This window comes from Nocardioides alkalitolerans (assembly GCA_038184435.1).
Lineage (GTDB): Bacteria > Actinomycetota > Actinomycetes > Propionibacteriales > Nocardioidaceae > Nocardioides > Nocardioides alkalitolerans_A.
Genome location: CP116227.1, coordinates 966,997 through 987,945 on the forward strand (window position 1 = coordinate 966,997; position 20,949 = coordinate 987,945).

At 74.5% G+C, this 20,949-nt stretch carries 21 protein-coding genes; 9 read left to right on the plus strand and 12 right to left on the minus strand.

Annotation, left to right across the window (positions count from 1 at the left end; all coding sequences use genetic code 11):
- Positions 1–15: 15 nt before the first annotated feature.
- Both cofE and cofD read right to left on the minus strand, forming a co-directional pair.
- Positions 16–981 carry a coenzyme F420-0:L-glutamate ligase gene (gene cofE, locus PIR53_04700; protein ID WZH53296.1) on the minus strand — a complete coding sequence of 322 codons (966 nt, stop codon included), beginning with the start codon at positions 979–981 and terminating at the stop codon, positions 16–18.
- A complete protein-coding gene (gene cofD / locus PIR53_04705; GenBank protein ID WZH53297.1) occupies positions 978–2,048 on the minus strand; it encodes a 2-phospho-L-lactate transferase in 1,071 nt (356 codons plus the stop codon). Before cofD ends, cofE begins: the two co-directional genes overlap by 4 nt.
- A gap of 248 nt (positions 2,049–2,296) precedes the next feature.
- On the opposite strand from cofD, the gene PIR53_04710 reads away from it, so the two are divergent.
- The 4 genes from PIR53_04710 to PIR53_04725 are packed head-to-tail and all read left to right on the plus strand — an operon-like array spanning position 2,297 to position 5,644.
- The gene (locus PIR53_04710; GenBank protein WZH54400.1) at positions 2,297–2,554 is read left to right on the plus strand and encodes a WhiB family transcriptional regulator; all 258 of its coding nucleotides are present in this window, start codon (positions 2,297–2,299) and stop codon (positions 2,552–2,554) included.
- A gap of 19 nt (positions 2,555–2,573) precedes the next feature.
- Positions 2,574–3,620: a GTP-binding protein gene (locus PIR53_04715; GenBank protein ID WZH53298.1), complete on the plus strand. Its 1,047-nt coding sequence runs from the start codon at positions 2,574–2,576 to the stop codon at positions 3,618–3,620.
- Positions 3,621–3,680: 60 nt separating this feature from the next.
- Complete coding sequence (locus PIR53_04720) at positions 3,681–4,391, plus strand: nitroreductase (protein WZH53299.1); 711 nt, start codon at positions 3,681–3,683, stop codon at positions 4,389–4,391.
- Complete coding sequence (locus PIR53_04725; protein WZH53300.1) at positions 4,388–5,644, plus strand: acyl-CoA dehydrogenase family protein; 1,257 nt, start codon at positions 4,388–4,390, stop codon at positions 5,642–5,644. Before PIR53_04720 ends, PIR53_04725 begins: the two co-directional genes overlap by 4 nt.
- On the opposite strand, the gene PIR53_04730 is transcribed toward PIR53_04725, so the two are convergent.
- The 4 genes from PIR53_04730 to PIR53_04745 are packed head-to-tail and all read right to left on the minus strand — an operon-like array spanning position 5,634 to position 9,891.
- The gene (locus tag PIR53_04730) at positions 5,634–6,167 is read right to left on the minus strand and encodes a histidine phosphatase family protein (GenBank protein ID WZH53301.1); all 534 of its coding nucleotides are present in this window, start codon (positions 6,165–6,167) and stop codon (positions 5,634–5,636) included. The two genes, PIR53_04725 and PIR53_04730, sit on opposite strands and share 11 nt — an antisense overlap.
- Positions 6,168–6,221: 54 nt before the next feature.
- The gene (locus tag PIR53_04735; protein ID WZH53302.1) at positions 6,222–8,345 is read right to left on the minus strand and encodes a xanthine dehydrogenase family protein molybdopterin-binding subunit; all 2,124 of its coding nucleotides are present in this window, start codon (positions 8,343–8,345) and stop codon (positions 6,222–6,224) included.
- A complete protein-coding gene (locus PIR53_04740; GenBank protein WZH53303.1) occupies positions 8,342–9,340 on the minus strand; it encodes a xanthine dehydrogenase family protein subunit M in 999 nt (332 codons plus the stop codon). Before PIR53_04740 ends, PIR53_04735 begins: the two co-directional genes overlap by 4 nt.
- The gene (locus PIR53_04745) at positions 9,337–9,891 is read right to left on the minus strand and encodes a 2Fe-2S iron-sulfur cluster-binding protein (GenBank protein WZH53304.1); all 555 of its coding nucleotides are present in this window, start codon (positions 9,889–9,891) and stop codon (positions 9,337–9,339) included. The genes PIR53_04740 and PIR53_04745 overlap by 4 nt, the downstream gene beginning before the upstream one ends.
- Positions 9,892–9,958: 67 nt before the next feature.
- On the opposite strand from PIR53_04745, the gene PIR53_04750 reads away from it, so the two are divergent.
- The 4 genes from PIR53_04750 to PIR53_04765 all read left to right on the plus strand — a co-directional run bounded on the left by PIR53_04750 (position 9,959) and on the right by PIR53_04765 (position 13,893).
- On the plus strand, positions 9,959–10,180 hold the full coding sequence (locus PIR53_04750; GenBank protein WZH53305.1) for a hypothetical protein: 222 nt from the start codon (positions 9,959–9,961) through the stop codon (positions 10,178–10,180).
- An 85-nt stretch (positions 10,181–10,265) separates the two neighbouring features.
- Positions 10,266–10,847, plus strand: coding sequence for a WHG domain-containing protein (locus tag PIR53_04755; protein WZH53306.1), 582 nt, complete (start codon positions 10,266–10,268; stop codon positions 10,845–10,847).
- Positions 10,844–12,019, plus strand: a complete 1,176-nt coding sequence (locus tag PIR53_04760; protein WZH53307.1) for an SGNH/GDSL hydrolase family protein — start codon at positions 10,844–10,846, stop codon at positions 12,017–12,019. The genes PIR53_04755 and PIR53_04760 overlap by 4 nt, the downstream gene beginning before the upstream one ends.
- 389 nt (positions 12,020–12,408) lie before the next feature.
- The gene (locus PIR53_04765) at positions 12,409–13,893 is read left to right on the plus strand and encodes a DUF222 domain-containing protein (GenBank protein ID WZH53308.1); all 1,485 of its coding nucleotides are present in this window, start codon (positions 12,409–12,411) and stop codon (positions 13,891–13,893) included.
- Between the two features lie 390 nt (positions 13,894–14,283).
- On the opposite strand, the gene yidC is transcribed toward PIR53_04765, so the two are convergent.
- Genes yidC through PIR53_04780 form a run of 3 tightly spaced genes read right to left on the minus strand, consistent with a single transcriptional unit; the run spans position 14,284 to position 17,178 of the window.
- A complete protein-coding gene (gene yidC / locus PIR53_04770; protein ID WZH53309.1) occupies positions 14,284–15,144 on the minus strand; it encodes a membrane protein insertase YidC in 861 nt (286 codons plus the stop codon).
- A gap of 54 nt (positions 15,145–15,198) precedes the next feature.
- Positions 15,199–15,519 carry a hypothetical protein gene (locus tag PIR53_04775; protein ID WZH53310.1) on the minus strand — a complete coding sequence of 107 codons (321 nt, stop codon included), beginning with the start codon at positions 15,517–15,519 and terminating at the stop codon, positions 15,199–15,201.
- Between the two features lie 30 nt (positions 15,520–15,549).
- On the minus strand, positions 15,550–17,178 hold the full coding sequence (locus tag PIR53_04780; protein ID WZH53311.1) for an AMP-binding protein: 1,629 nt from the start codon (positions 17,176–17,178) through the stop codon (positions 15,550–15,552).
- A 154-nt stretch (positions 17,179–17,332) separates the two neighbouring features.
- On the opposite strand from PIR53_04780, the gene PIR53_04785 reads away from it, so the two are divergent.
- Positions 17,333–19,015 (plus strand): helix-turn-helix domain-containing protein, encoded by a 1,683-nt coding sequence (locus PIR53_04785; GenBank protein WZH53312.1) that lies wholly within the window; start codon positions 17,333–17,335, stop codon positions 19,013–19,015.
- A gap of 15 nt (positions 19,016–19,030) precedes the next feature.
- Here the strand turns inward: PIR53_04785 and PIR53_04790 are convergent, their stop codons facing one another.
- The 3 genes from PIR53_04790 to PIR53_04800 form a co-directional block, all read right to left on the minus strand.
- A complete protein-coding gene (locus PIR53_04790) occupies positions 19,031–19,492 on the minus strand; it encodes an SRPBCC family protein (GenBank protein ID WZH53313.1) in 462 nt (153 codons plus the stop codon).
- Between the two features lie 31 nt (positions 19,493–19,523).
- Positions 19,524–20,462 (minus strand): TauD/TfdA family dioxygenase, encoded by a 939-nt coding sequence (locus PIR53_04795; protein WZH53314.1) that lies wholly within the window; start codon positions 20,460–20,462, stop codon positions 19,524–19,526.
- An 83-nt stretch (positions 20,463–20,545) separates the two neighbouring features.
- The gene (locus tag PIR53_04800; protein ID WZH53315.1) at positions 20,546–20,944 is read right to left on the minus strand and encodes a multidrug efflux SMR transporter; all 399 of its coding nucleotides are present in this window, start codon (positions 20,942–20,944) and stop codon (positions 20,546–20,548) included.
- Between the last annotated feature and the right edge of the window lie 5 nt (positions 20,945–20,949).

Genomic DNA, 20,949 nt, shown 5'->3' on the forward strand with positions numbered 1-20,949 from the left:
GCACGAGAGGGGAGTTTACGGACTACCCGGGACGAAGCGGACCTCCGCCGTCCCCGCGGGTTCCCAGGACCACCCCAGGACACGCGCCAGCGCGTCGAGCGAGGCCCGCAGCGCGTGGAGGTCGGCGACCGGTGCGGTGACCCCCGCGGGGTCGACCAGCACCGGGACGGCGAGCACGCGGTTCAACGCGTCGGCCACGTCGGCGGCGGCGGCAGGTCCACCGAAACCGTCGCGCAGCTCGGCCGCGTCGACGCGGGCCGCGAGGGCGGCGACGACGGCCTCCCGCGCGCCGTACCCGAACATGTCGCGCTCCGGTGCGCGCACGAGGGCGACGGCGCCGGGGCCGTCGTCGTCGGCGGGGAGCACGAGGTCGGCGCGGCCGCGCAGGAGCGCGAGCGGTCGGCCGCCGAGCTTGCCCTGGGCGAGCTCGGCGGCGGAGGCGATCTCGTCGGCGACGGCCGGCGCCGTCACGGCCAGCGGGTTCCCGTAGGAGTCGACGCGGCCGGCGTGGTCGTCGAGCACCCGGAGGCCGGCGGCGCCGACGGCGATGTCGGTCTGTCCCTCGCGCCACGCCCGCCCGGCCGTGTCCGTGACGACCACGCCGACGACGGCGCCGGTGCGGCGGCGCACCTCCGCGCGCAGCGCCCGGGCCGACGCGTCCGGGTCGTGGGGGAGCGGGACGACGCTGCCCGCGACGACGTTGGAGTTGTCGACGCCGGCGGCGGCGAGGGTGAGCCCGTGGCGGGTGCGGGCGATGCGGGTCGGTCCGCGGCGGGCCACCACCCGGACGGTCTCGTCGTCGATGACGGACTCGCGGTCGGAGGTGACGACCCGGCCCTCGGCCTTGGCGACCGCCTTGCTCGTCACCACCACGACGTCCCCGTCGCGGGGGGCGAGGTGGGTGACGACGAGCGCGGCCAGGTCGGTGCCGGCCCCGACCTCGCCGATGCCGTCCGGCGCGACGACCTCGAGACCGCTCACGACGCGGTCCCGGCGAAGGCGGCCTCGACCGCGGCGGCGGCCATGCGGGCGGTCGCGTCGTGGTCGGTCATCATCAGCGGCACGGCGCGCGCGGGCAGACCGGCGGCGTCGAGGCCGGCGAGCTGGTCGGCGTCGCGCTCGTCGATCAGCCACGCGTCGAGCACCCCGCCAGCACCGCCGGCACCACCGGCACCACCGGCGCCGCGGGCGCCGTAGTGCCGGCCCACCGCTCCCGCGGACACCTCAACGCCGATCGACTCGAGCATCTGGCGGGCCATGCCGCGCACCGGACCGTCGCCGACGATGGGGGACAACCCCACGACGCGCGCGTCCGTGGTGGCGACGGCGTCACGCACGCCCGGTACGCCGAGGATGGTGCCGACCGAGACGACGGGGTTCGACGGGGGCAGCACGACGAGGTCGGCGCCCGCGATGGCGTCGAGGACGCCGGGGGCGGGGGTGGACGTGTCGAGGCCGACGACGACGACCGTCTCGGCCGGGACCTCGGCGCGCAGGCGGATCCAGTACTCCTGGAAGTGCACGACGCGGCGGCCGCTCGGTGCGTCCGCGTCGGCGATCGCGACGTGGGTCTCGACGCGGTCGTCCGTCATGGGCAGCAGGCGCAGGCGCGCGCCGAGCGGCTCGAGCCAGCGGCGGCACAGGGCCGTCGTCACGTCGGAGAGCGGGTAGCCCGCGGCGAGCATCTGCGTGCGCACGAGGTGGGTGGCGACGTCGCGGTCGCCGAGGCCGAACCAGGTCGGCTCGACGCCGTACGCCGCGAGCTCGGTCTTCACGCTCCACGTCTCGTCCCGACGACCCCACCCGCGGCCCGGGTCGATGCCGTCGCCGAGGGTGTACATGACGGTGTCGAGGTCGGGGCACACCTTGAGGCCGTGGACCCAGATGTCGTCCGCCGTGTTGGCCACGACGGTGACCTCCGTGGCGGCGGACCCGCCGGGCACCTGGCCGGTCGCGAGGCCGTGGAGCAGGCCCTGCAGGAAGCGGGCGCCGCCCATGCCTCCGGAGAGGACGGTGATCCGCTGCAGGGTGGGGGGCGTCGGGCTCATGGGACCACCCTGCCGGACGGGTCCGCAGCCCCGCGAACCGGGCTCATTAGCAGACCGCTTGTAACACACGGCGGGCTTGACTTACGGGTACGACAGGCATGTAATTCCCACAGTGTTCTTTCCCTTCAGACGCGACGGCGTCAGCCGAAGAGGAGAACCAGCAGGAGCCGGGGTGCGGCCGACGGTGACGAATCGACGTCGCCGAGGTGTGCCGATGGGTCGAGGAACCGGGGAAGGGGCGGGTGGCGTTGATCGAGCTCAATCTCGTTGACGGGGACGCCGGGGAACCGGGCTGGCAGGAGCGAGCGCTTTGCGCGCAGACCGACCCGGAGGCGTTCTTCCCGGAGAAGGGCGGGTCCACGCGCGAGGCCAAGAAGGTCTGTCTCACGTGTGAGGTGCGGGACGAGTGCCTGGAGTACGCGCTGATGAACGACGAGCGCTTCGGGATCTGGGGCGGTCTGTCCGAGCGCGAGCGCCGCAAGCTGAAGAAGCGCGCCGTCGTCTGAGCGGGGAAGGAGGTCGGCCGTGACCGACCTCGTCCCCGTCCTCGTCGTCGCCGGCCCGTTGGGCGCCGGCAAGACGACGTTGGTGAACCACCTGCTCAGCCACAGCGCGGACACCCGCGTCGGCGTCATCGTCAACGACTTCGGTGACATCGACGTCGACGGCCTGCTCGTGGCCGGCCAGGCCGACATGCTCTTCTCGGCGAGCGGTGGCTGCCTCTGCTGTGCGACCGACGACGGCGCCGTCGCCGACTTCGTCGCGCGGTTGACCGCGCCGCGGGCCGGGATCGACGTCGTGGTCGTCGAGGCCAGCGGCGTCGCCGACCCCGTCGCCCTCGTGCACCGGGTGACCACCAGCCTGTCCCGCCGCGCACGGTTCGGCGGGCTCGTCGTGCTCCTCGACGCCGAGCACGTCGCCCCCGACCTCGCCGACCTCGCCGAGGGCGGGGAGCGCCACGGCCAGCTGGTCCACGCCGACCTCGTCGTGCTCACCAAGACCGACCGCGTCGACGCCGGCCACCTGGCCCGGCTGCGGGCCCGGCTGCGGGTGCTGCTGCCGGGGCGGCCCGTGACGACCGCCGTGCACGGCGCGCTCGACCCGACCCTGCTCTTCGACCTGCGGCACGACCCCGCGCGCCAGCTGACCCTCGGGGACATCCGGGCGGGGGAGAACGAGCACCTGCACGCGGCGTACCGGTCCGTGAGCTGGACCAGCGCCGCGCCCCTCCACCCCCGACGCCTGGCGGCGTTCCTGGGCGAGGGGGTGCCCGAGGCGTTCCGCATCAAGGGGTTCGTCACGATCGACGTGCCCGGCGCGACGTCACGCTGGACGGTGCACCGCGTCGGCCGGCACGTGCGGGTCACCCCCGGTGCGCCGGGTGGAGCGGGCCGCCGCGCGGGCACCGAGCTGGTGCTCATCGGGCCCGAGCTGGGCGGGTCGGCCTACGACGAGCTGGCGGCGATCGTGGCCGCGCCCGACGAGCAGCCCGACCTCGAGGACCTGTGGGGCCTCGAGCGCCTGGTCCCGGCCGAGCTCCGCGCCGACCACCTGCCCAGCGCGGCGGGCTGACCCGCCGTCGAACCGGAGGGGCGCTGTCGCGGCGGGCCCCCGGTGGGGCAAGGTGTCCTCGTGACCCACGCCACCGATCCCACCTTCGCGCAGGTGCTCGACGAGCGCTTCAGCTGCCGCGCGTTCCTGCCGGAGCCGGCCGAGCCGCAGGTGCTCGACCGGCTGTTCCGCCTGGCCCAGCGCACCCCGTCGTGGTGCAACACCCAGCCCTGGCAGGTCCATCTCGTGACAGGCGAGGCCCGCGACGAGCTCGCGGCCCACCTGGCCGCTGCCGTCACGAGCGCCCCCGGCACCTCCGACCTCCCGACCCCGGAGCGCTACGAGGGGGTCTACCAGGAGCGGCGCCGCGCGTCGGGCTTCGCGCTCTACGAGAGCCTCGGCATCGCGCGCGAGGACACCGCCGCGCGCGGCGCGCAGATGCTCCGCAACTTCGAGTTCTTCGGCGCCCCCCACGTCGCGATCGTCACGAGCGACCGGCTCCAGGGCACGTACGGCGCGATCGACTGCGGCGGGTACGTCGCGACCCTGACCCACGCGGCCACCTCGCTGGGGCTCGCCACCTGCGCCCAGGCGGCGCTGGCGATGTACTCGAACGCCGTGCGCGAGTTCCTCGACCTCCCGGAGGGCCGTGTGATCGTCTGCGGCATCTCCCTCGGCCGCGCCGACCTCGACCACCCCGCCAACGGGTTCCGCACGGAGCGGGCGACGGTCGAGGACGCGGTGACCGTCGTCGACCGTCGACCCGCGCAGCGTGAGGAGGGGGCGGCATGACCGCGTTCGCCGCGACCGACGACCCGTTCGACGTCGCCGGGCTCGACCTGACCCCGTCGCCGCGGGCGCGGGAGCTGCGCGCCTCGCTCGTGGAGTTCATGAACGACCACGTGTTCCCAGCGGAGGCGGACTACCACGCGTTCCGCCACTCCGTCGGGCCGCAGGACCACACCCCCGCGCCCGTGCTGGAGACGCTGAAGTCGGAGGCGCGCCGACGCGGCCTGTGGAACCTGTTCCTGCCCGACGTCGCGGGCATCAGCCAGCTCGACTACGCGGGGCTCGCCGAGATCACCGGCTGGAGCCTCGAGCTGGCCCCGGAGGCCACGAACGGCGCGGCGCCCGACACGGGCAACATGGAGCTGCTCCACATGTTCGGCACGCCCGAGCAGCAGGAGCGGTGGCTCCGGCCCCTCCTCGAGGGCACCATCCGCTCCGCTTTCGCGATGACGGAGAAGGCGGTCGCGAGCAGCGACGCCACCAACATCGAGACGCGCATCGAGCGCGACGGCGACGAGTACGTCATCAACGGCCGCAAGTGGTGGACCTCCGGCGCCGCGGACCCTCGCTGCGCGCTGCTCATCGTGATGGGCAAGACCGACCCCGACGCCCCGAAGCACCGTCAGCAGTCGATGGTGCTCGTGCCGACCGACACCCCGGGCGTCGAGATCGTGCGGGACCTCCCCGTGTTCGGTCGCCACGACCAGCACGGTCACTGCGAGGTGCTCCTCCGCGACGTACGGGTGCCGGTGACCTCCGTGCTGGGGGAGGAGGGCGCGGGCTTCGCGCTCGCGCAGGCGCGCCTCGGGCCCGGCCGGATCCACCACTGCATGCGGGCCCTCGGTGCGGCCGAGCGGGCGCTCGACCTGCTGGTACGGCGCGCGGGGAGCCGCGTCGCGTTCGGCAAGCCCCTCGCGGAGCAGGGCATGGTGCAGCGCGACATCGCCGAGTCGCGCATCGCGATCGACCAGGCGCGGCTGCTGTGCCAGCACGCGGCCGCGGTGATCGACGCCCACGGCAACAAGGCCGCCGCCTCGCTCGTCTCCATGGCCAAGGTGGCCGTCCCGCGCGCGGCCCTCGAGGTCATCGACCGCGCCATCCAGGTGCACGGCGGCGCCGGTATCAGCGACGACGTGCCGCTCGCGATGATGTACGGCTGGCACCGCGCCATGCGGATCTTCGACGGCCCCGACGAGGTGCACCTGCGGGGCATCGCCCGCGCGGAGCCCGGGCGGGAGCGGGTGCTCAGGCCCTGAGGTCGGGAGCCGCGGGGGCGTCCGGCTCCCGCGGCGGGCGCCCGGCGGCCCGGAGGGTCGCCGAGCCGAACCGTGCGTGCACGTGCACCTCGTCCCACCCGCCCTCCCAGCTCAGCCACGCCAGCGCGGACGTGGGCATCTCGACGTCGGTGCCCGCGAGCGTGGAGGCCAGGTCGGTGAGACCGGGGTCGTGGCCGACGACGACCACGGCGTGGTGCTCGTCGTCGAGGCCCGCCACCAGTGCGGCGAGGTGCCCGGCGTCGAAGGTGTAGACCCGCTCGTGCGGCACCAGCACCGGCGGTGCGGCGAGGTGCGCCGCGGCGAGCCCCCACGTCGTCGTCGCCCGCACGGCGGGGGAGACGAGCGCGAGGTCGAGGCGCGGTCCGTGGGCCGCGAGCCAGGCGCCGGCCTCGGCGGCCTGCCGCCGGCCGCGGCTCCCGATGGGTCGTTCCCGGTCGGACGTCCCGGTGGACCAGTCCGACTTCCCGTGGCGCAGGAGGACCAGGTCGCGGGTCGGGGGCATGGCCCGCAGGGTAGCGGGACCGGGCGTCGGGTGGGTGCCGGCTCAGGTGCCGGCTCAGGTGTCGAGGAAGTGGTCCGCCGTGATCGGCAGCGACCGCACCCGCACCCCCGTGGCGTGGAAGGTCGCGTTCGCGACGGCCGCCGAGGTGCCGACGATCCCGATCTCGCCGATGCCGCGCGAGCCCATCGGCGTGGCGAGGTGGTCCTCCTCGTCCAGCCACTCCGCCTGGAGGTCGAGCACGTCGGCGTGGGCCGCGACGTGGTAGGTCGCGAGGTCCTGGGTCACGACGTGACCGGAGCGGGGGTCGCGCCAGCCCTCCTCGTGCAGTGCGGCCGAGAGGCCCATGGTGAGGGCGCCCAGCAGCTGGGAGCGGGCGGTCATGGGGTTGATGACGCGGCCGACGGAGTAGACGCCGTGCAGCCGCGAGACCCGCACCTCCCCGGTCCAGCGGTGCACGCGGGCCTCGGCGAAGACCGCGCCGAAGGAGTGCAGCGCGTGGCCGTCGGTGTCGGCGTACGCGCCGCTCGCCGCCGTGGTGTGCAGTCCGGGGTCGGGCGAGGCGCCGTGGTCGTGGCGGAACTGCTGCGCGGCCGCGGCGATGGCGCTGCCCCAGGACGACGTGCCGGACGAGCCGCCCGCCACCGTCGCGAACGGCAGGTCGGTGTCGCCGATCGCGAGGTCGATGCAGTCGGGCGCGACCTGCAGCGCGTCGGCGGCGATCTGCACGAGCACGGTGCGGGCGCCGGTGCCGAGGTCGACCGCGCCGACGTCGACGCCGTACCGGCCGTCGCCGAGCGAGCGCACCCGCGCGGTGTTGCCCGGCGAGAACAGCATGGGGTACGTCGCCGACGCGACCCCGGTGCCGACCCACCAGTCGCCGTCGGCCCGGGCGCGGGGTTCGGCCGGCCGCTCCGACCAGCCGAACCGCTCCGCGCCGAGGCGGAGGCACTCGACGAGGCGCCGGCCGTTGAACGGCTTGCCGCTCTCCGGGTCGACCTCCGGCTCGTTGCGCTCCCGCAGGTCGATCGGGTCGACGCCCGCGGCCACGGCGAGCTCGTCGAGCGCGACCTCCAGGGCGTGCATGCCCGGCATCTCCCCGGGCGCCCGCATCCAGGACGGCACGGGCACGTCGAGCGCGGCCACGCGGTGGGTCGTGGCGCGGTGGGGCGCGGCGTACATCATGCGGGCCGCGGTCGCGGACTGCTCGGCGAACTCCTTGACGCGCGACGTCTGCGACGTCGTGTCGTGCCGGAGGGCGAGGAGCGTGCCGTCGGGCTCGGCGCCGAGGCGCACCCGCGAGCGGGTGGCGGTGCGGTGGCCGGTGAGCGCGAACATCTGCTGGCGCGTCACGGCGAGGCGCACCGGGTGGCCGGGCAGCGCCAGCGCGGCGAGCGCGACCGCCACCTCGGGGGCGTGGGGGAGGCCCTTGCTGCCGAAGCCGCCGCCGACGTACGGCGCGAGCACGCGCACCTGCTCCGGCTCGAGGCCCAGCACCGGCGCCAGCGTGGCGCGCACGGCGTGCACCGCCTGCGTCGAGTCGTGCAGGGTGAGCAGCGCGCCGTCCCAGGTCGCCGTCGCGGCGTGCGGCTCCATCGGGCTGTTGAACTCGTGGGGCGTGACGTAGGTGGCGTCGACGCCCACCGGGGCGGTCGCGAGGACCGCGTCGGGGTCGCCGTCCCGGGTGTCCGTCTCCGCGCCCGCGTTGACCTCGTCGGGGGCGTAGGTCGCACTGTGCTCGTCGAAGACGACCTCCGCCGGTTCCTCGTGCTGGTGCACCCGCACCAGGAGCGCACCCTCGCGCGCGGCCTCCGACGACGTGGCCACCACCATCGCGACGATCTGCCCGCGGAAGGCGATCCGGTCGTCCTGGAGCACGGCGAGCTCCCGGTCCTCGGTGTCGGCGAGCCGGGGCGCGCTCTCGTGGTCGAGCACGCGGAGCACGCCCGGGTGGTCCAGGGCGTCGCTCGCGTCGACCCGGAGCACGCGCCCGCGGGCCGTCGTGGAGGTGACGAGCCAGGCGTGCAGGACCTCGCCGTCGACCGGGTGCTCGACCGCGTAAGTCGCCGCACCCGTCACCTTCGCGACGCCGTCCTGCCGGTCGAGGTGCCGCCCCATCGCGCGCGCGGGGAGCTGCTCCGGCACGATCCGGGTGACCGCCTCCGTCGAGGTGCCGCTCATCGCGCACCGCCCGCGAGCCGCAGGAGCGTGTGCGCCGTCAGGTTCCGCACCATCGCCACCTTGTACGCCGTCTGGCCGGTCGTCGAGGCCGCCGCCAGCTCCGCCGCGGCCGCCTCCCGGGCGGTCTCCTCGGTGAGCACGGCACCGCGGAGCGCCTCCTCCGCGACGTACGCCCGCCAGGGTCGGTGGGCCACGCCGCCCCACGCGAGGCGGACGTCGCGCACCCGGCCGCCCTCACCGCCGTCGAGGTCGACGGCTGCGGCCACGGAGACGAGCGCGAAGGCGTAGGAGGCACGGTCGCGCGCCTTGGCGTAGGTCGAGGCCGACGCGACCGCGCTGCCCGGCAGCTCGACGGCCGTGATCAGGTCGCCGTGGCGGAGCACGGTGTCGTGCTCCGGGTGGTGGCCCGGCAGCCGGTGCAGCTCCGTCATCGGGACGCGCCGCTCGCCGTCGGGGCCGAGCACCACGACGACCGCGTCGAGCGCCGTGAGCGCGACGGCGAGGTCGGAGGGGTGGGTGGTCACGCACGCCTCGCTCGCGCCGAGGATGGCGTTGTAGCGGCCGTAGCCCTCGAGGGCGGAGCACCCCGAGCCGGGCTCGCGCTTGTTGCAGGGCGTCGTGACGTCCTGGAAGTAGACGCAGCGCGTGCGTTGGAGCAGGTTGCCGGCGGTGGTCGCCTGGTGGCGGATCTGGCCGGAGGCGCCGGCGAGCAGCGCCCGCGCGACGGCGGGGAAGCCGCGGCGCACGGCGGGGTGGGCCGCCAGGTCGCTGTTGCGGACGGCGGCGCCGATGCGGAGTCCGCCGTTCGGGAGCTCCTCGACGGAGTCGAGGGGGAGCCGCGACACGTCGACGAGGGTGCCGGGCCGGGCGACGCCGAGCTTGAGGTGGTCGACGAGGTTGGTGCCGCCGCCGAGGAACCGGGCGTCGGGGTCGTCCGCGACGAGCGCGACGGCCTCGGCCGCGTCGGTCGCGCGGTGGTAGGTCAGCTCCTTCATGCGCGGGCCTCCTGGCCGGTCGTCCGCTCGCCCGCCTGGCGCACCGCGGCGAGGATGCCGGCGTAGGCGCCGCAGCGGCACAGGTTGCCGCTCATGCGCTCGCGGATCTCGTCGTCGGTGCCGGTGAGGTCCTCGGCCGTCAGGTCGTCCGTCACCAGGCTGGGGTGGCCGGCGCGCAGCTCGTCGAGCACGCCGACGGCCGAGCAGACCTGGCCCGGGGTGCAGTAGCCGCACTGGTAGCCGTCGTGGTCGAGGAACGCCTGCTGCACGGGGTGGAGGTCGCCGCCGGGCTCTGCTGCGTCGCGGAGGCCGGCGAGACCGCCCGCGGTGACGATCTCGGCGCCGTCGTGGGCGACGGCCAGGGCGAGGCAGGTGAGGTGGCGGCGGCCGTCGAGGAGGACGGTGCACGACCCGCACTGGCCGTGGTCGCAGCCCTTCTTCGGCTGCGTCACGCCGAGCCGCTCGCGCAACGCGTCGAGCAGCGTGGTGCGGGTGTCGACGGTGACGGCGCGCCGCTCCCCGTCCACGGTGAGGGTGATGTCGGCGTCCATGCGGTGACGGTACCCACGGGCGCACAAGCCGCCCGGTGCCCGAACAGGCCGTGGGTACCGTCGCGGCATGAGCGACTACACGGACGAGCAGATCGAGACCATCCAGGCGGTCGTGGACCGCGTGAGCTCCTGGCAGGACGGGGCGACCGAGGGCACGGTGGCCGAGGAGCTGGGCAAGGGCTTCGACGAGGCCGGCATCGGCGTGCCCGCCGACGACCAGGCACGCCTGGCCGACGCGATCCAGGACGCGCACGGCGAGGTGAAGGCCGCGGAGGTCCTCGGTCCCTGAGTAGTTCTAGGGATTTGCCTATGAGGCATAGGAAGTTGCATGCTCCTCCCCGTCCGGCACCGTGCCGGACGGGGAGGGGTGTCTCGTGCCTCGTGTCGGACTGACCGCCGACCGCGTCGCCGCGGCCGGTGCCGAGCTCGCCGACGAGGTCGGCTTCGCGGCGCTGACCGTCACGGCCGTCGCCAAGCGGCTCGGCGTGCAGCAGGCGAGCGTCTACGCGCACGTCGGCGGGGTGCGGGACCTGCAGGTGCGGATCGCGCACCTCGCGCTCGCCGAGCTGAACGACGCCACCGCGGAGGCCGTCGCCGGGCGCGCCGGTCGGGAGGCGCTGACGGCGTACGCCGCTGCGTTCCGCACCTACGCGCGCGCCCACCCGGGCCGGTACGCCGCGATGCGGATGCCGCTCGAGCCCGCGGAGGCCGCGAGCAGCGCCGGGCCGCGGTACGCCGCGACCACGCGGGCGCTGCTCCGCGGGTACGCGGTGCCCGAGGAGGACGCGAACCACGCCGTACGGCTCGTCGGTGCGCTGCTCCACGGGTTCGTCAGCCTCGAGCTGGGCGGGTCGTTCGACCACAGCGATCCGCCCGCCGAGCAGTCGTGGCACCGCGCGGTGGCGGCGCTCGACTCCCTCCTCGCGACCTGGGAACGCCCGGAGGACCACGCATGAACGGCCTGCACGACGTACCCCTGACGCCTGCGCACCTGCGCGGCGCCGTCGAGGTGGAGCACACCCCGCGGGGCGGTCTGCTGCCGCACCGCCTGCCTGCCTGGGCGCGAGCCCAGCTGCCCGACCCGCAGCTCCTGATGGCCGAGGCGCAGCCGTCGGGCGTGCGGGTCGCGCTGCGCACGGCGGCCACGGTGCTCGAGCTCGAGACGCGGGCGACGAAGCGGGTCTACGTGGGGGTGCCGCCGCGGCCCGACGGCGTCTACGAGGTCGCCGTCGGGGGCGCGGTGGTCGCGACCGGCTCGGTCGGCGGGGGCGACGTGCTCACCATCGACCTGGGTGCGGGCTCGATGACGCGGAGCGACGGCGGTGCCGGTGTGGTGCGGTTCGCGGGACTCCCGGGCGGGACCGACGGCGTGCGGGACGTAGAGATCTGGCTGCCGCACGACGAGCAGACGGAGCTGGTGGCGCTGCGGGCCGACGCTCCCGTCGAGGCGGCGCCCGCGGACGGGCGCCGTCGCTGGTTGCACCACGGCAGCTCGATCAGCCACGGGTCCAACGCGGCCACGCCGACCGGCACGTGGCCGGCGGTGGCCGCGGCGCTCGCCGACGTCGACCTGATCAACCTCGGGTTCGGCGGCAGCGCGCTCCTCGATCCGTCGACCGCGCGCGTCATGCGCGACCTCCCGGCCGACGTGATCAGCGTGAAGCTCGGGATCAACCTCGTGAACGCCGACCTGATGCGGCTGCGGGCGCTCGCGCCGGCGGTGCACGGGTTCCTCGACACGATCCGTGAGGGGCACCCGACGACGCCGCTGCTCGTCGTGTCGTCGATCTTCTGCGGGATCCACGAGGACACGCCCGGTCCGTCGGCGCCGGACATGGAGGCGGCGGCGGAGGGCCGCGTGCGGTTCGTCGCGACGGGCGACCCGGCCGAGGTGGCGCGGGGCCGGCTCACGCTGCGGGTGGTGCGCGAGCAGCTGGCGGCGGTGGTCGCGCAGCGCGCCGGCACCGACCCGCACGTGGCGTACCTCGACGGCACGACCCTGTACGGCGAGGGCGACGCCGAGCGGCTGCCCCTGCCCGACGGCCTGCACCCCGACGCCGCCACCCACCGCCTCATCGGCGAGCGCTTCGCCGCTGCTGCGTTCGGTCGTGGTGGCCCGCTGGGGTAGGCGTCGAGTTGGGTTGTATGGCGCGGCAGGGGCGTCGAGTTGGGTTGTATGGCGCGGTGGGGGCGTCGAGTTGGGTTGTATGGCGCGGCGGGGGCGTCGAGTTGGGTTGTATGGCGCGGCGGGGGCGTCGAGTTGGGTCGTAGGGCGCGGTGGGGGCGTCGAGTTGGGTCGTAGGGCCCGGTGGGGGCGTCGAGTTGGCTTGTATGGCGCGGTGGGGGCGTCGAGGTGGGTTGTACGCCGCGGTTGGGGCGTCGAGTTGGGTTGTACGGCGCGGCAGGCGGGTCGAGTTTGGTCGGATCGTTTCTCCAAGCTCGACGCGAGGTTCGGGTCATCCACAGATCACCATCGGGAGGTGGTGATCGCACGTCTGTTCGACTAGAGTGGGCGGCATGGATCGGGGGACCCACACCACAGCGACCGCGTTGATCGACGCGGTCCGCGAGCGAACGCGAGCGGCTCGTGCGGCGGAGGCGGCTGCGTTCGTCGCGGTGGGTGACTGGGCTGCGGCGCACACCTCGGATGCGGTGGTCGGGGATCCGATCACGGTGCTGGGTGGGTGGCACGAGGCCGAGTACGCCGAGGCGTTGGCCGGAGATCAGTTCCTCGAGCTGGGTGGGCCGGGTGCGCCGGTGGTGGCGGAGTTCTGCATCGGGGAGGTCGCCGCCGCCCGTGGTTGCTCGTTCGACGCTGCGCGCCGGCTCGTCGGCGACGCGGTCGAGCTGCGCTACCGCCTCCCGCGCGTCCACGCCCGCATCACTGCGGGCGAGGTCGACGTGTGGCGGGGCCGGCGCATCGCGCAGGCCACCCGCACGCTCACGTTCGAGGCAGCCGGGTTCGTCGACCGGCACGTCGCGTACGTCGCGGGCAAGGCCACCGGTCCCGAGGTGGACCGGCTGGTGGCCGAGGCCGCGGCTCGGTTCGACCCCGAGACCACCGAAGCCGAACGCCATGCGGCTGACGGCGACCGGTATCTCGCGATCGAGATGGGCGACGTCGCCCACGCCGACCCGCTCACCGGGACCCTGCGCGGCACTGTCAACGTCCATGGCTCCCTCGACCTGGCCGACGCGCTCGACCTCGAACGGACCGTCGCCCACGTCGCCCGTCAGCTGGGCGACCTGGGCTGCGACTCAGACCTCGACGTCCGCCGCTCCATGGCCCTGGGCGAGATCGCGCGGCGCTGCGACGGCGTGACCACGCTGGAGTACGACGCTGGTGACGGGCCAGCCGGCACCGAGCCACGACCGGTGCAGCGGGCCCGGCGCGAGGTCGTGCTGTTCGTCCACCTCGACCAGGCCGCGATCACCGGCGGCCTGGACGGGTTCGGGCCGGGCATCGACGCCTGCACCGGCAGGACGGGCATTGACCTCGCGCGGCTCGACACCCCGGGCGCGCCTCGTGGCGCAGTGACGGTCGAGCAGGTCCAGGCCTGGTGCGCGAGCCCGGACACGACCGTGACCGTCAAGCCGATCATCAACCTCAACACGGACGACGCCGTGAACGGCTACAGCCCGCCCGACCGCATCGCCGAGCACGTCCGCATCCGATGGCCACGCTGCGTCTTCCCCTACTGCACCCGCAGCTCGCGCACCGCCGACCTCGACCACTGCAAGCCCTACGAACAAAACGGCCCACCCGGCCAGACATCGACCCGGAACCTGTTCCCGCTGTGCCGACGCCACCACCGCATGAAGACCCACCGCGAGATGACGACCGGCAACAGATGGACCTACCGCCCAACCAACCCCGACGACGGAGAGCCACCGAGCGCCGTCATCTGGACCAGCCCGATGGGACTGCGCTACCTCGTCGACCGCGACGGCACCCGCCCCTGGCCACCATCAGAGCCCGGGCACGAACCACACGGCACCTGACCAACACGCACACCGCCGCCCGTCCACGCCCCGTGGCCGGGCGGCGCAGCATGCACGCGCGGGCATCGGTCTCGCGCAGGACGGGTGCAGCTTCGCTGAGTCCGGCATCGCGTCCGCGCCGCGCTCCGGTGCAGTGGAGCGGGTCATCCCACCGGCGGGCCTCCCGCGGCACATCTCCCGCGGCACATCTCCCGCCGCCCGGCTCCCGCCGCCCGGCTCCCGCCGCCCGGCTCCCGCCGCCCGGCTCCCGCCGCCCGGCTCCCGCCGCCCGGCTCCCGCCGCCCGGCTCCCGCCGCCCGGCTCGCGCCGCCCGGCTCGCGCCGCCCGGGCTTCTGCCCCGCGCTGCTCACGCCGCCCGGCTTTCACCGCGCCCGCCGCGCCCCTCCGCCGTCAGGCCACGCCCGGCACGGACGCGTCGCGCGCCCCGTGCCGTAGCGCCGCCGGCGACCCCGGCGTCGGGAACCAGCGCCACACGACGGCCGACTGGGCGCACGTCCAGGCGGCGTTGACGACCCAGTAGACGAGGAGGGCGACGGGTACGACGGCGGCCGCGACGAGCATGCCGCCGGCGGACAGCAGCGGCATCATCCGCTGGGCGCTGACGACCGCCTCGGGCGCGTCGGTCAACACCATGTTCGGCAGCACGAGGAAGTGCTGCGTGACGAACGAGAGAAGGGCGGCCGCGCCGGCGAGCAGGGCGACGACGGCGAGGTGGCCGGCGCCGGCGCCGAGGTAGCCGTGGTCGGCGAGCGGTACGCCGGCGAGCGTTGCGGCACCGAGCGAGGCGACGAGGCCGGCGTCGAGCGCGCCGATCGCCCGGCCGCGGGCGGCGCCGCCGATGAGGTGGTAGAGGCCGATCCAGATCGGCATCTGCAGCAGCATCGGCAGGCAACCGAGCCGCGAGACGCCGTGCTCGGTGGAGATGCGACGACGTTCCTCCATCAGCTCGCGCATCGCCGCGGGGTCGGGGCGCGCTCCGGCCCCGCCCGTCGATCGCGCCTTCTCCTGGGCCTCCCGGAACTTCTTCTGCACCTCGGCGAGGTGGGGCCGGGCGCGGGCGCCGGCGTGGGCCTGCCTGACGCCGCGCACCACGAGGGGCAGCAGCAGGAGCCGCACGGTGACGACGACGGAGACGAGGGCGACCAGCCAGGCGCCGATCCCGTCGGGTGCGGCGCCGACGTCGGTGGCGGCGGAGTGGGCGGTGGCGACGACGGCCGCGAGGGCATGGGTGATGGGGTCGAGCACGGACACGGAGAGCTCCTGGGGGCGTGACGGACGGGCGGTCGGAGCGCGCGGGTGCGCGCGTCAGACCGCTTCCGGTGCACGCGGTTGGAGCGGGTGGTGCGGGGTGTCGGTGGCGTCACCGCGGAGCGACGGGGCGGGGGGTCCGGCCGCCGTGGGGCCGACCACGGAAGCGCGCGCCCGCGGCACGGCCGCGGCGCGGGCGTGCGCGAGCAGGGAGAGGGTCGCGGTGAGCAGGGCCGCCGCGAGCGGGGCGACGAGCGCTGACCCGGAGTCGCCGGAACCCGACCCGGCCACCAGGCCGGCGAGCAGCACGACCGGCAGCAGGAGCGCGAGCAGCGCGGGCAGGACGGTGTCCTGCCGGGGGCTGCGCGCGGTGGTCACGCGCCCCATCCTAGGCCCCGGCGACCTGGGTCAGGCCAGCCCGAGCTCCGCCGCCGACCGCTCCCGCATCTCGACCTTGCGCACCTTGCCGGTCACCGTCATGGGGAACTCGTCGACGACGAGCACGTAGCGCGGCACCTTGAAGTGCGCGAGCCGGCCCTCGCAGAAGGCCCGCACCGCAGCCGCGTCGAGGGGCGGTCGCCCGGGACGCACCCGGATCCAGGCGCACAGCTCCTCGCCGTACGTCGCGTCGGGGACGCCCACCACCTGCACGTCCTCGATGTCGGGGTGCGTGTAGAGGAAGTCCTCGACCTCGCGCGGATAGATGTTCTCGCCGCCCCGGATGACCATGTCCTTGATCCGACCGACGACGACGCAGTAGCCGTCCTCCCGCATGACGGCGAGGTCGCCCGTGTGCATCCAGCCGTCGGCGTCGATCGCCTCGGCGGTCTTCTCCGGGTCGTCGTGGTAGCCGAGCATCACGGAGTAGCCGCGGGTGCAGAACTCACCGGCCTCGCCGCGGGGAAGCGTCGCGCCGGTGACGGGGTCCACGATCTTGACCTCCACGTGGGGGTGGACGCGACCGATCGTGGCGGTCCGTCGCTCGAGGTCGTCCTCGACCCGCGTCTGGCAGGAGACGGGCGACGTCTCGGTCATCCCGTATGCGATCGCCACCTCCGCCATGTGCATCTCCTCGACGCAGCGCTTCATCACCTCGATCGGGCACACCGAACCGGCCATGACGCCGGTGCGCAGGCTGCTGAGGTCGTGCGACGAGAAGTCGGGGTGGTTCTGCATCGCGATGAACATGGTGGGCACGCCGTACAGGGCCGTGCAGCGCTCGCTCGCGACCGCCTCCAGCGTCGTCACGGGGTCGAAGGCCGGGCCCGGGATCACCATCGCGGCGCCGTGGGTGACGCAGCCGAGGTTGGCCATCACCATGCCGAAGCAGTGGTAGAAGGGCACCGGGATGCAGAGCCGGTCCTGCTCGGTGAGGTTGATCAGCTCGGTCGTGAAGAAGCCGTTGTTGAGGATGTTGCGGTGGCTGAGCGTGGCTCCCTTGGGGCGTCCCGTGGTCCCGGAGGTGTACTGGATGTTGATCGGGTCCTCGGGCCGCAGCGTCGCGGCCCGCTCGGCGACGGCCCCGGCGAGCTCGTCCGCACGGGCGTCTCCCTCGCCGCGGAGCTCCTCGAGGTCGCCCGTGTCGAGGAAGACCGTGCGCTCGAGCCCCGGGCACTCACCCGCTGTCGACGCCACGATCGCGGCGTAGTCGCTCGTCTTGAAGCGCGAGGCCGCGAACAGCAGCCGCAGCCCGGACTGGTTGACGGCGTAGGCGAACTCGTGGCTCCGGTACGCCGGGTTGATCGTCACGAGCACGGCCCCGACCCGCGCGGTGGCGAGCTGCACAATGGTCCACTCCGCGCAGTTCGGCGACCAGATGCCGACCCGGTCGCCGGCGGCGATCCCGATCGCGAGCAGCGCCCGCGCGGTGCGGTCGACCTCCGCGTCCAGCTCGCGCCAGGTCCACCGCCGTCCGCTGGCGACCTCGACGAGGGCCTCGCGGTCGCCGTGGGCGGCGACGGTGCGCGCCAGTGCCGCGCCAATGGTCTCCTCCAGCAGGGCTGGGGTGGTCTCGCCGCGGGCGTAGGACTCGCTCACGTGTGGTGGCTCCTCGAGGTCGTGTCGGGCGGACGTGTTCCAGGTCACCTTCGATCATGCCGCGGCGTCAAGGCTGTGCAGAAACTGGACAGGGAGACGCCCGGTCCCGCCGCGTACGCTGTGGCCCTCCTCACAGGGGAACGGAGGGACCTCGATGCGACCGAGCGGACTCGCCGCGCGGCAGGACGACCCGTCCATGCGGCGGACGATCGCGGACTCGTGGCGGCGGGCCGAGCTCGCCGGCCTCACGCCGGCGACCGCGTTCGACGGGCTCCGCTACGGAGCGGTCGACACCGCCAGCGCCCTGGTGGTGGCGGCGGCGCCGGTGCTCGACAACCTCAACGAGCGGTTGACGGGCACGGGGTTCACGACGCTCCTCGTCGACCGCGACGGCCGCGTCGCGCGGCGGTGGAGCAGCGACGACCGCGCGATCGCCGCCTTCGACGGGCTCGGTGTCGACGCCGGCGCGAGCCTGCTCGAGGAGCGTATCGGCACCAACGCGCCGGGGACCGTGCTCGAGACGCGGGGGAGCGTGATGGTCAACGCGGACGAGCACTTCGCGGAGCCGCTGCGGGCGGTCAGCTGCTACGGCCACCCGATCGTGCACCCCGTGACCCGCCGCATCGAGGGCGTCCTCGACGTCTCCGCACTGATGACGACGGTCAACCCGCTCGTGCCCCCGCTGGTCGCCGGCGTCGTGGCCGAGATCGAGCAGCGGCTGCTCGACGGCAGCCGGGTCTCCGAGCGCCGACTCCTCGGGGCGTTCCAGGCCGCGGCCCACCGGCGTCGCCCGGTCGTGGCTCTGCACGGCGACACCCTGATCTGCAACCAGGCCGCGACCGACCTGCTGAGCGCCACCGACATCGCCCTGCTCCGCATCCTGGCGGCGGACCTGCCGTCCACCGGCGGTCCGCGCCTCCCACTGACGCTGGAGTCGGGGGAGCGCGTCGAGGTGCGGGGGCTCCCCGTGGAGTCGGTGCGCGACGGTGTCGTGCTCCAGATCGAGCGGGTACGCGGCGGGTGCCGCCCCGACGGGAGCAGCGGGTCCGTCGCAAGCGGCGCCCGGCTCGACGTGTCACCGAGCGTGGCGCCGGTCCTGGTCTCCGGTCCCCCCGGTAGCGGTCGCACGACGCAGGCCCGCTCGGCGGCACGATCGACACCGATCACGGTGCTCACGGCCACGTCCGCCCTGCTCGACGGACCCGCGGAGTGGGCACGCCGGCTCGACGCGCTCGTGCGTGCCCGGCAGGGGGTCGTGTGCGTCGAGGGCGTGGACCTCCTCCCGGCTGACCTGCTCGCGCTCGTCGCAGCGCACGCCACCGCCGGCCACCCCCCGCAGCTCGTGCTCACCAGTGGTCCGGCTGAGACCCTCCAGGGCCCGGTGGCCGCGCTCGCCGCGACCTGCATCGACCGCCGCGAGCTCGCCCCCTTGGCAGCCCGCACGGCCGAGCTGCCGGAGCTCGCCGCAGCGATGATCGACGACCTGGGAGCGGGCGCCGGCGGTGATCCGGGGGAGTCCGTGCACCTGGGGCCTGGCGTGCTGCGGGTGCTGTCGGCCCACGACTGGCCCGGCAACCTGCGGGAGCTGCGGGCGGTGCTCGAGCACGCGGTGCGTCGGCGTCGCCGCGGGGCGATCACCGTGGACGACCTGCCGGAGAGCCATCGGGTGCCCGGAGCGAGTCGTGCGCTGTCGCCCATGGAGCGGGCCGAGCGTGACGCGGTCGTCGTGGCGCTGCGCGAGGCCGGCGGCAACAAGGTGCAGGCGGCGCGTGCGCTGGGGATCTCGCGCACGACCCTCTACGCCAAGATGCGCACCCTGCGCGTCACCGTGGACTGATCACCCGGCGCTGGCTCAGGCGGCGTCCGCCTCCGCCTCGCGCTTCAACGAGGCGAGGCCCCGGTCGACGTCCTTGCCGAGGGCCTTGTCGAAGAACAGGGCGCCGGCTGCGGCCATGAGCCGGTTGCGCTCGCCGCTCATCGTCCACGTCACCGTCGTGCCGTCGGCCTCCGGGACGAACCCCAGCGTGACGGTGTTCTCGGCCTTGATGGGCGCCACGAACGCGAGCGCCAGCGTGACCTCCTCCGGCGTCGACGTCGTGACCTCCATCGACCCGGTCCCGGCCTTCTTGTTGCCCCGCCACGCGTAGCGCGAGCCGACGCCGCGCTCCGGGCCGGTGTAGGTGCGCTCGAGCTGCGGGTCGACGCCCTCCCAGGGGGACCAGCGCTGCCAGGCGCGCAGGTCATCGACGAGGGCGCCGACCACCTCGGGCGGTGCGGCGACGTGGATGCTGCGGCTGTTGCTGAACGCGACCATGGCGGGAGGCTACGGCGCGGGTTCCGCGCCGTCAGGAGATCAGCTCGTCCAGCCGCGCGTAGGCCCGGGCATCGCCCTGCAGCACCTGCGAGCGCTCGCCGTCGACGGAGACCGGTACGTCGCCGGCGACCGTGATCCGCCGCATCTCGCGGGGGTGCTCGTCGAAGTCGGCGACGGCGTAGTGCTGCGTCGCCCGGTTGTCCCAGACGGCGACGTCCCCGGGCTGCCACGACCAGCGCAGCGTGTTCTCGAGCCGCGTGATCCGGTCCTGGAGGAGGTGGAAGAGCTGGTGGGACTCCGCCGAGGTGAGGCCCTCGAGCTTCTTCACGAAGTTGCCGAGCACCAGCGACCGCTCACCGGTCTCTGGGTGCACCCGCACGACGGGGTGCCGGGTCTCGAAGATCGTCGAGGTGAAGTCGTCGCGGCTGTAGTTGGCGTCGGGCTGGTCGTGCTCCTCGTCCAGCTGCGCGTAGTCGTAGGAGTTCGTGTGCACCGCCCACAGCCGGTCGGTGAGCGCCCGGAGCGGGGCGGGCAGGGACGCGTAGGCCGCCGCGGTGTTCGCCCAGACGGTGGTGCCGCCGTACGGCGGGAGGGTCACCGCGCGCAGCACGCTGATGGCGGGCACGCGGTCGACGAACGTGACGTCGGTGTGCCAGCTGTTGGCGGCCATGCCGCGGTTCGCCGTCACGCGCAGCACGCGGGCGCTGCCCGTGTTGACCGTCGGGTGGGCCGTGGTCAGGGGGCCGAGGCGCGCGGCGAACGCCGCGTGCGCCGCGTCGTCGAGCCCGCGCTGGTCACGGAAGAAGACGACCTTGTGGGCGAGGAGCGCCGCGCGGATCGTCGCGACCTGCCGGGCGGACAGGTCGGCGTCGAGCCGGACGCCGTCGATCCGGGCGCCCAGGCGACCACCGAGCTGGTGGATGGCGACGTCGGCCGGCGCGGATGCGGGGCGGTGGGCGGTCAGGGTCACGGGGCCTCCTCGGTTAGTCCACTAGACAGATCGAGATTATCGACCAATGACGCGAGCGCGGAGGCGTCTCAGCCCGCGGGCGGTCAGGAGTGGGTGGCCCCGAGCTCGATCATCACGACCCCGAGCACGACGAACACCAGACCGCCCACCTGCACGGGGGAGAGGGACTCCCCGAACAGCACGATGCCCAGGACGGCGATCGCGGCGATGCCCAGGGCGCACCAGACGGCGTACGCCTGCCCGAGCGGCATCCCCCGCACCAGCGCCTGCGACAGGGCGTAGAACGCCGAGCAGTAGCCGACCACCACGAGCGCGGACCACCCCAGCCGGGTGAACCCCTCCGAGGCGCGCAGCGACGTCGTCGCGACGACCTCGCTGACGACCGCGGCCAGCAACCAGCCCCACATGACGCCTCCCGACGGTGCGAACGCCCGGTGGCGGTCCACCGCGGCGCGACGATCCCACCATGCGCCTCCCACCATGCGCC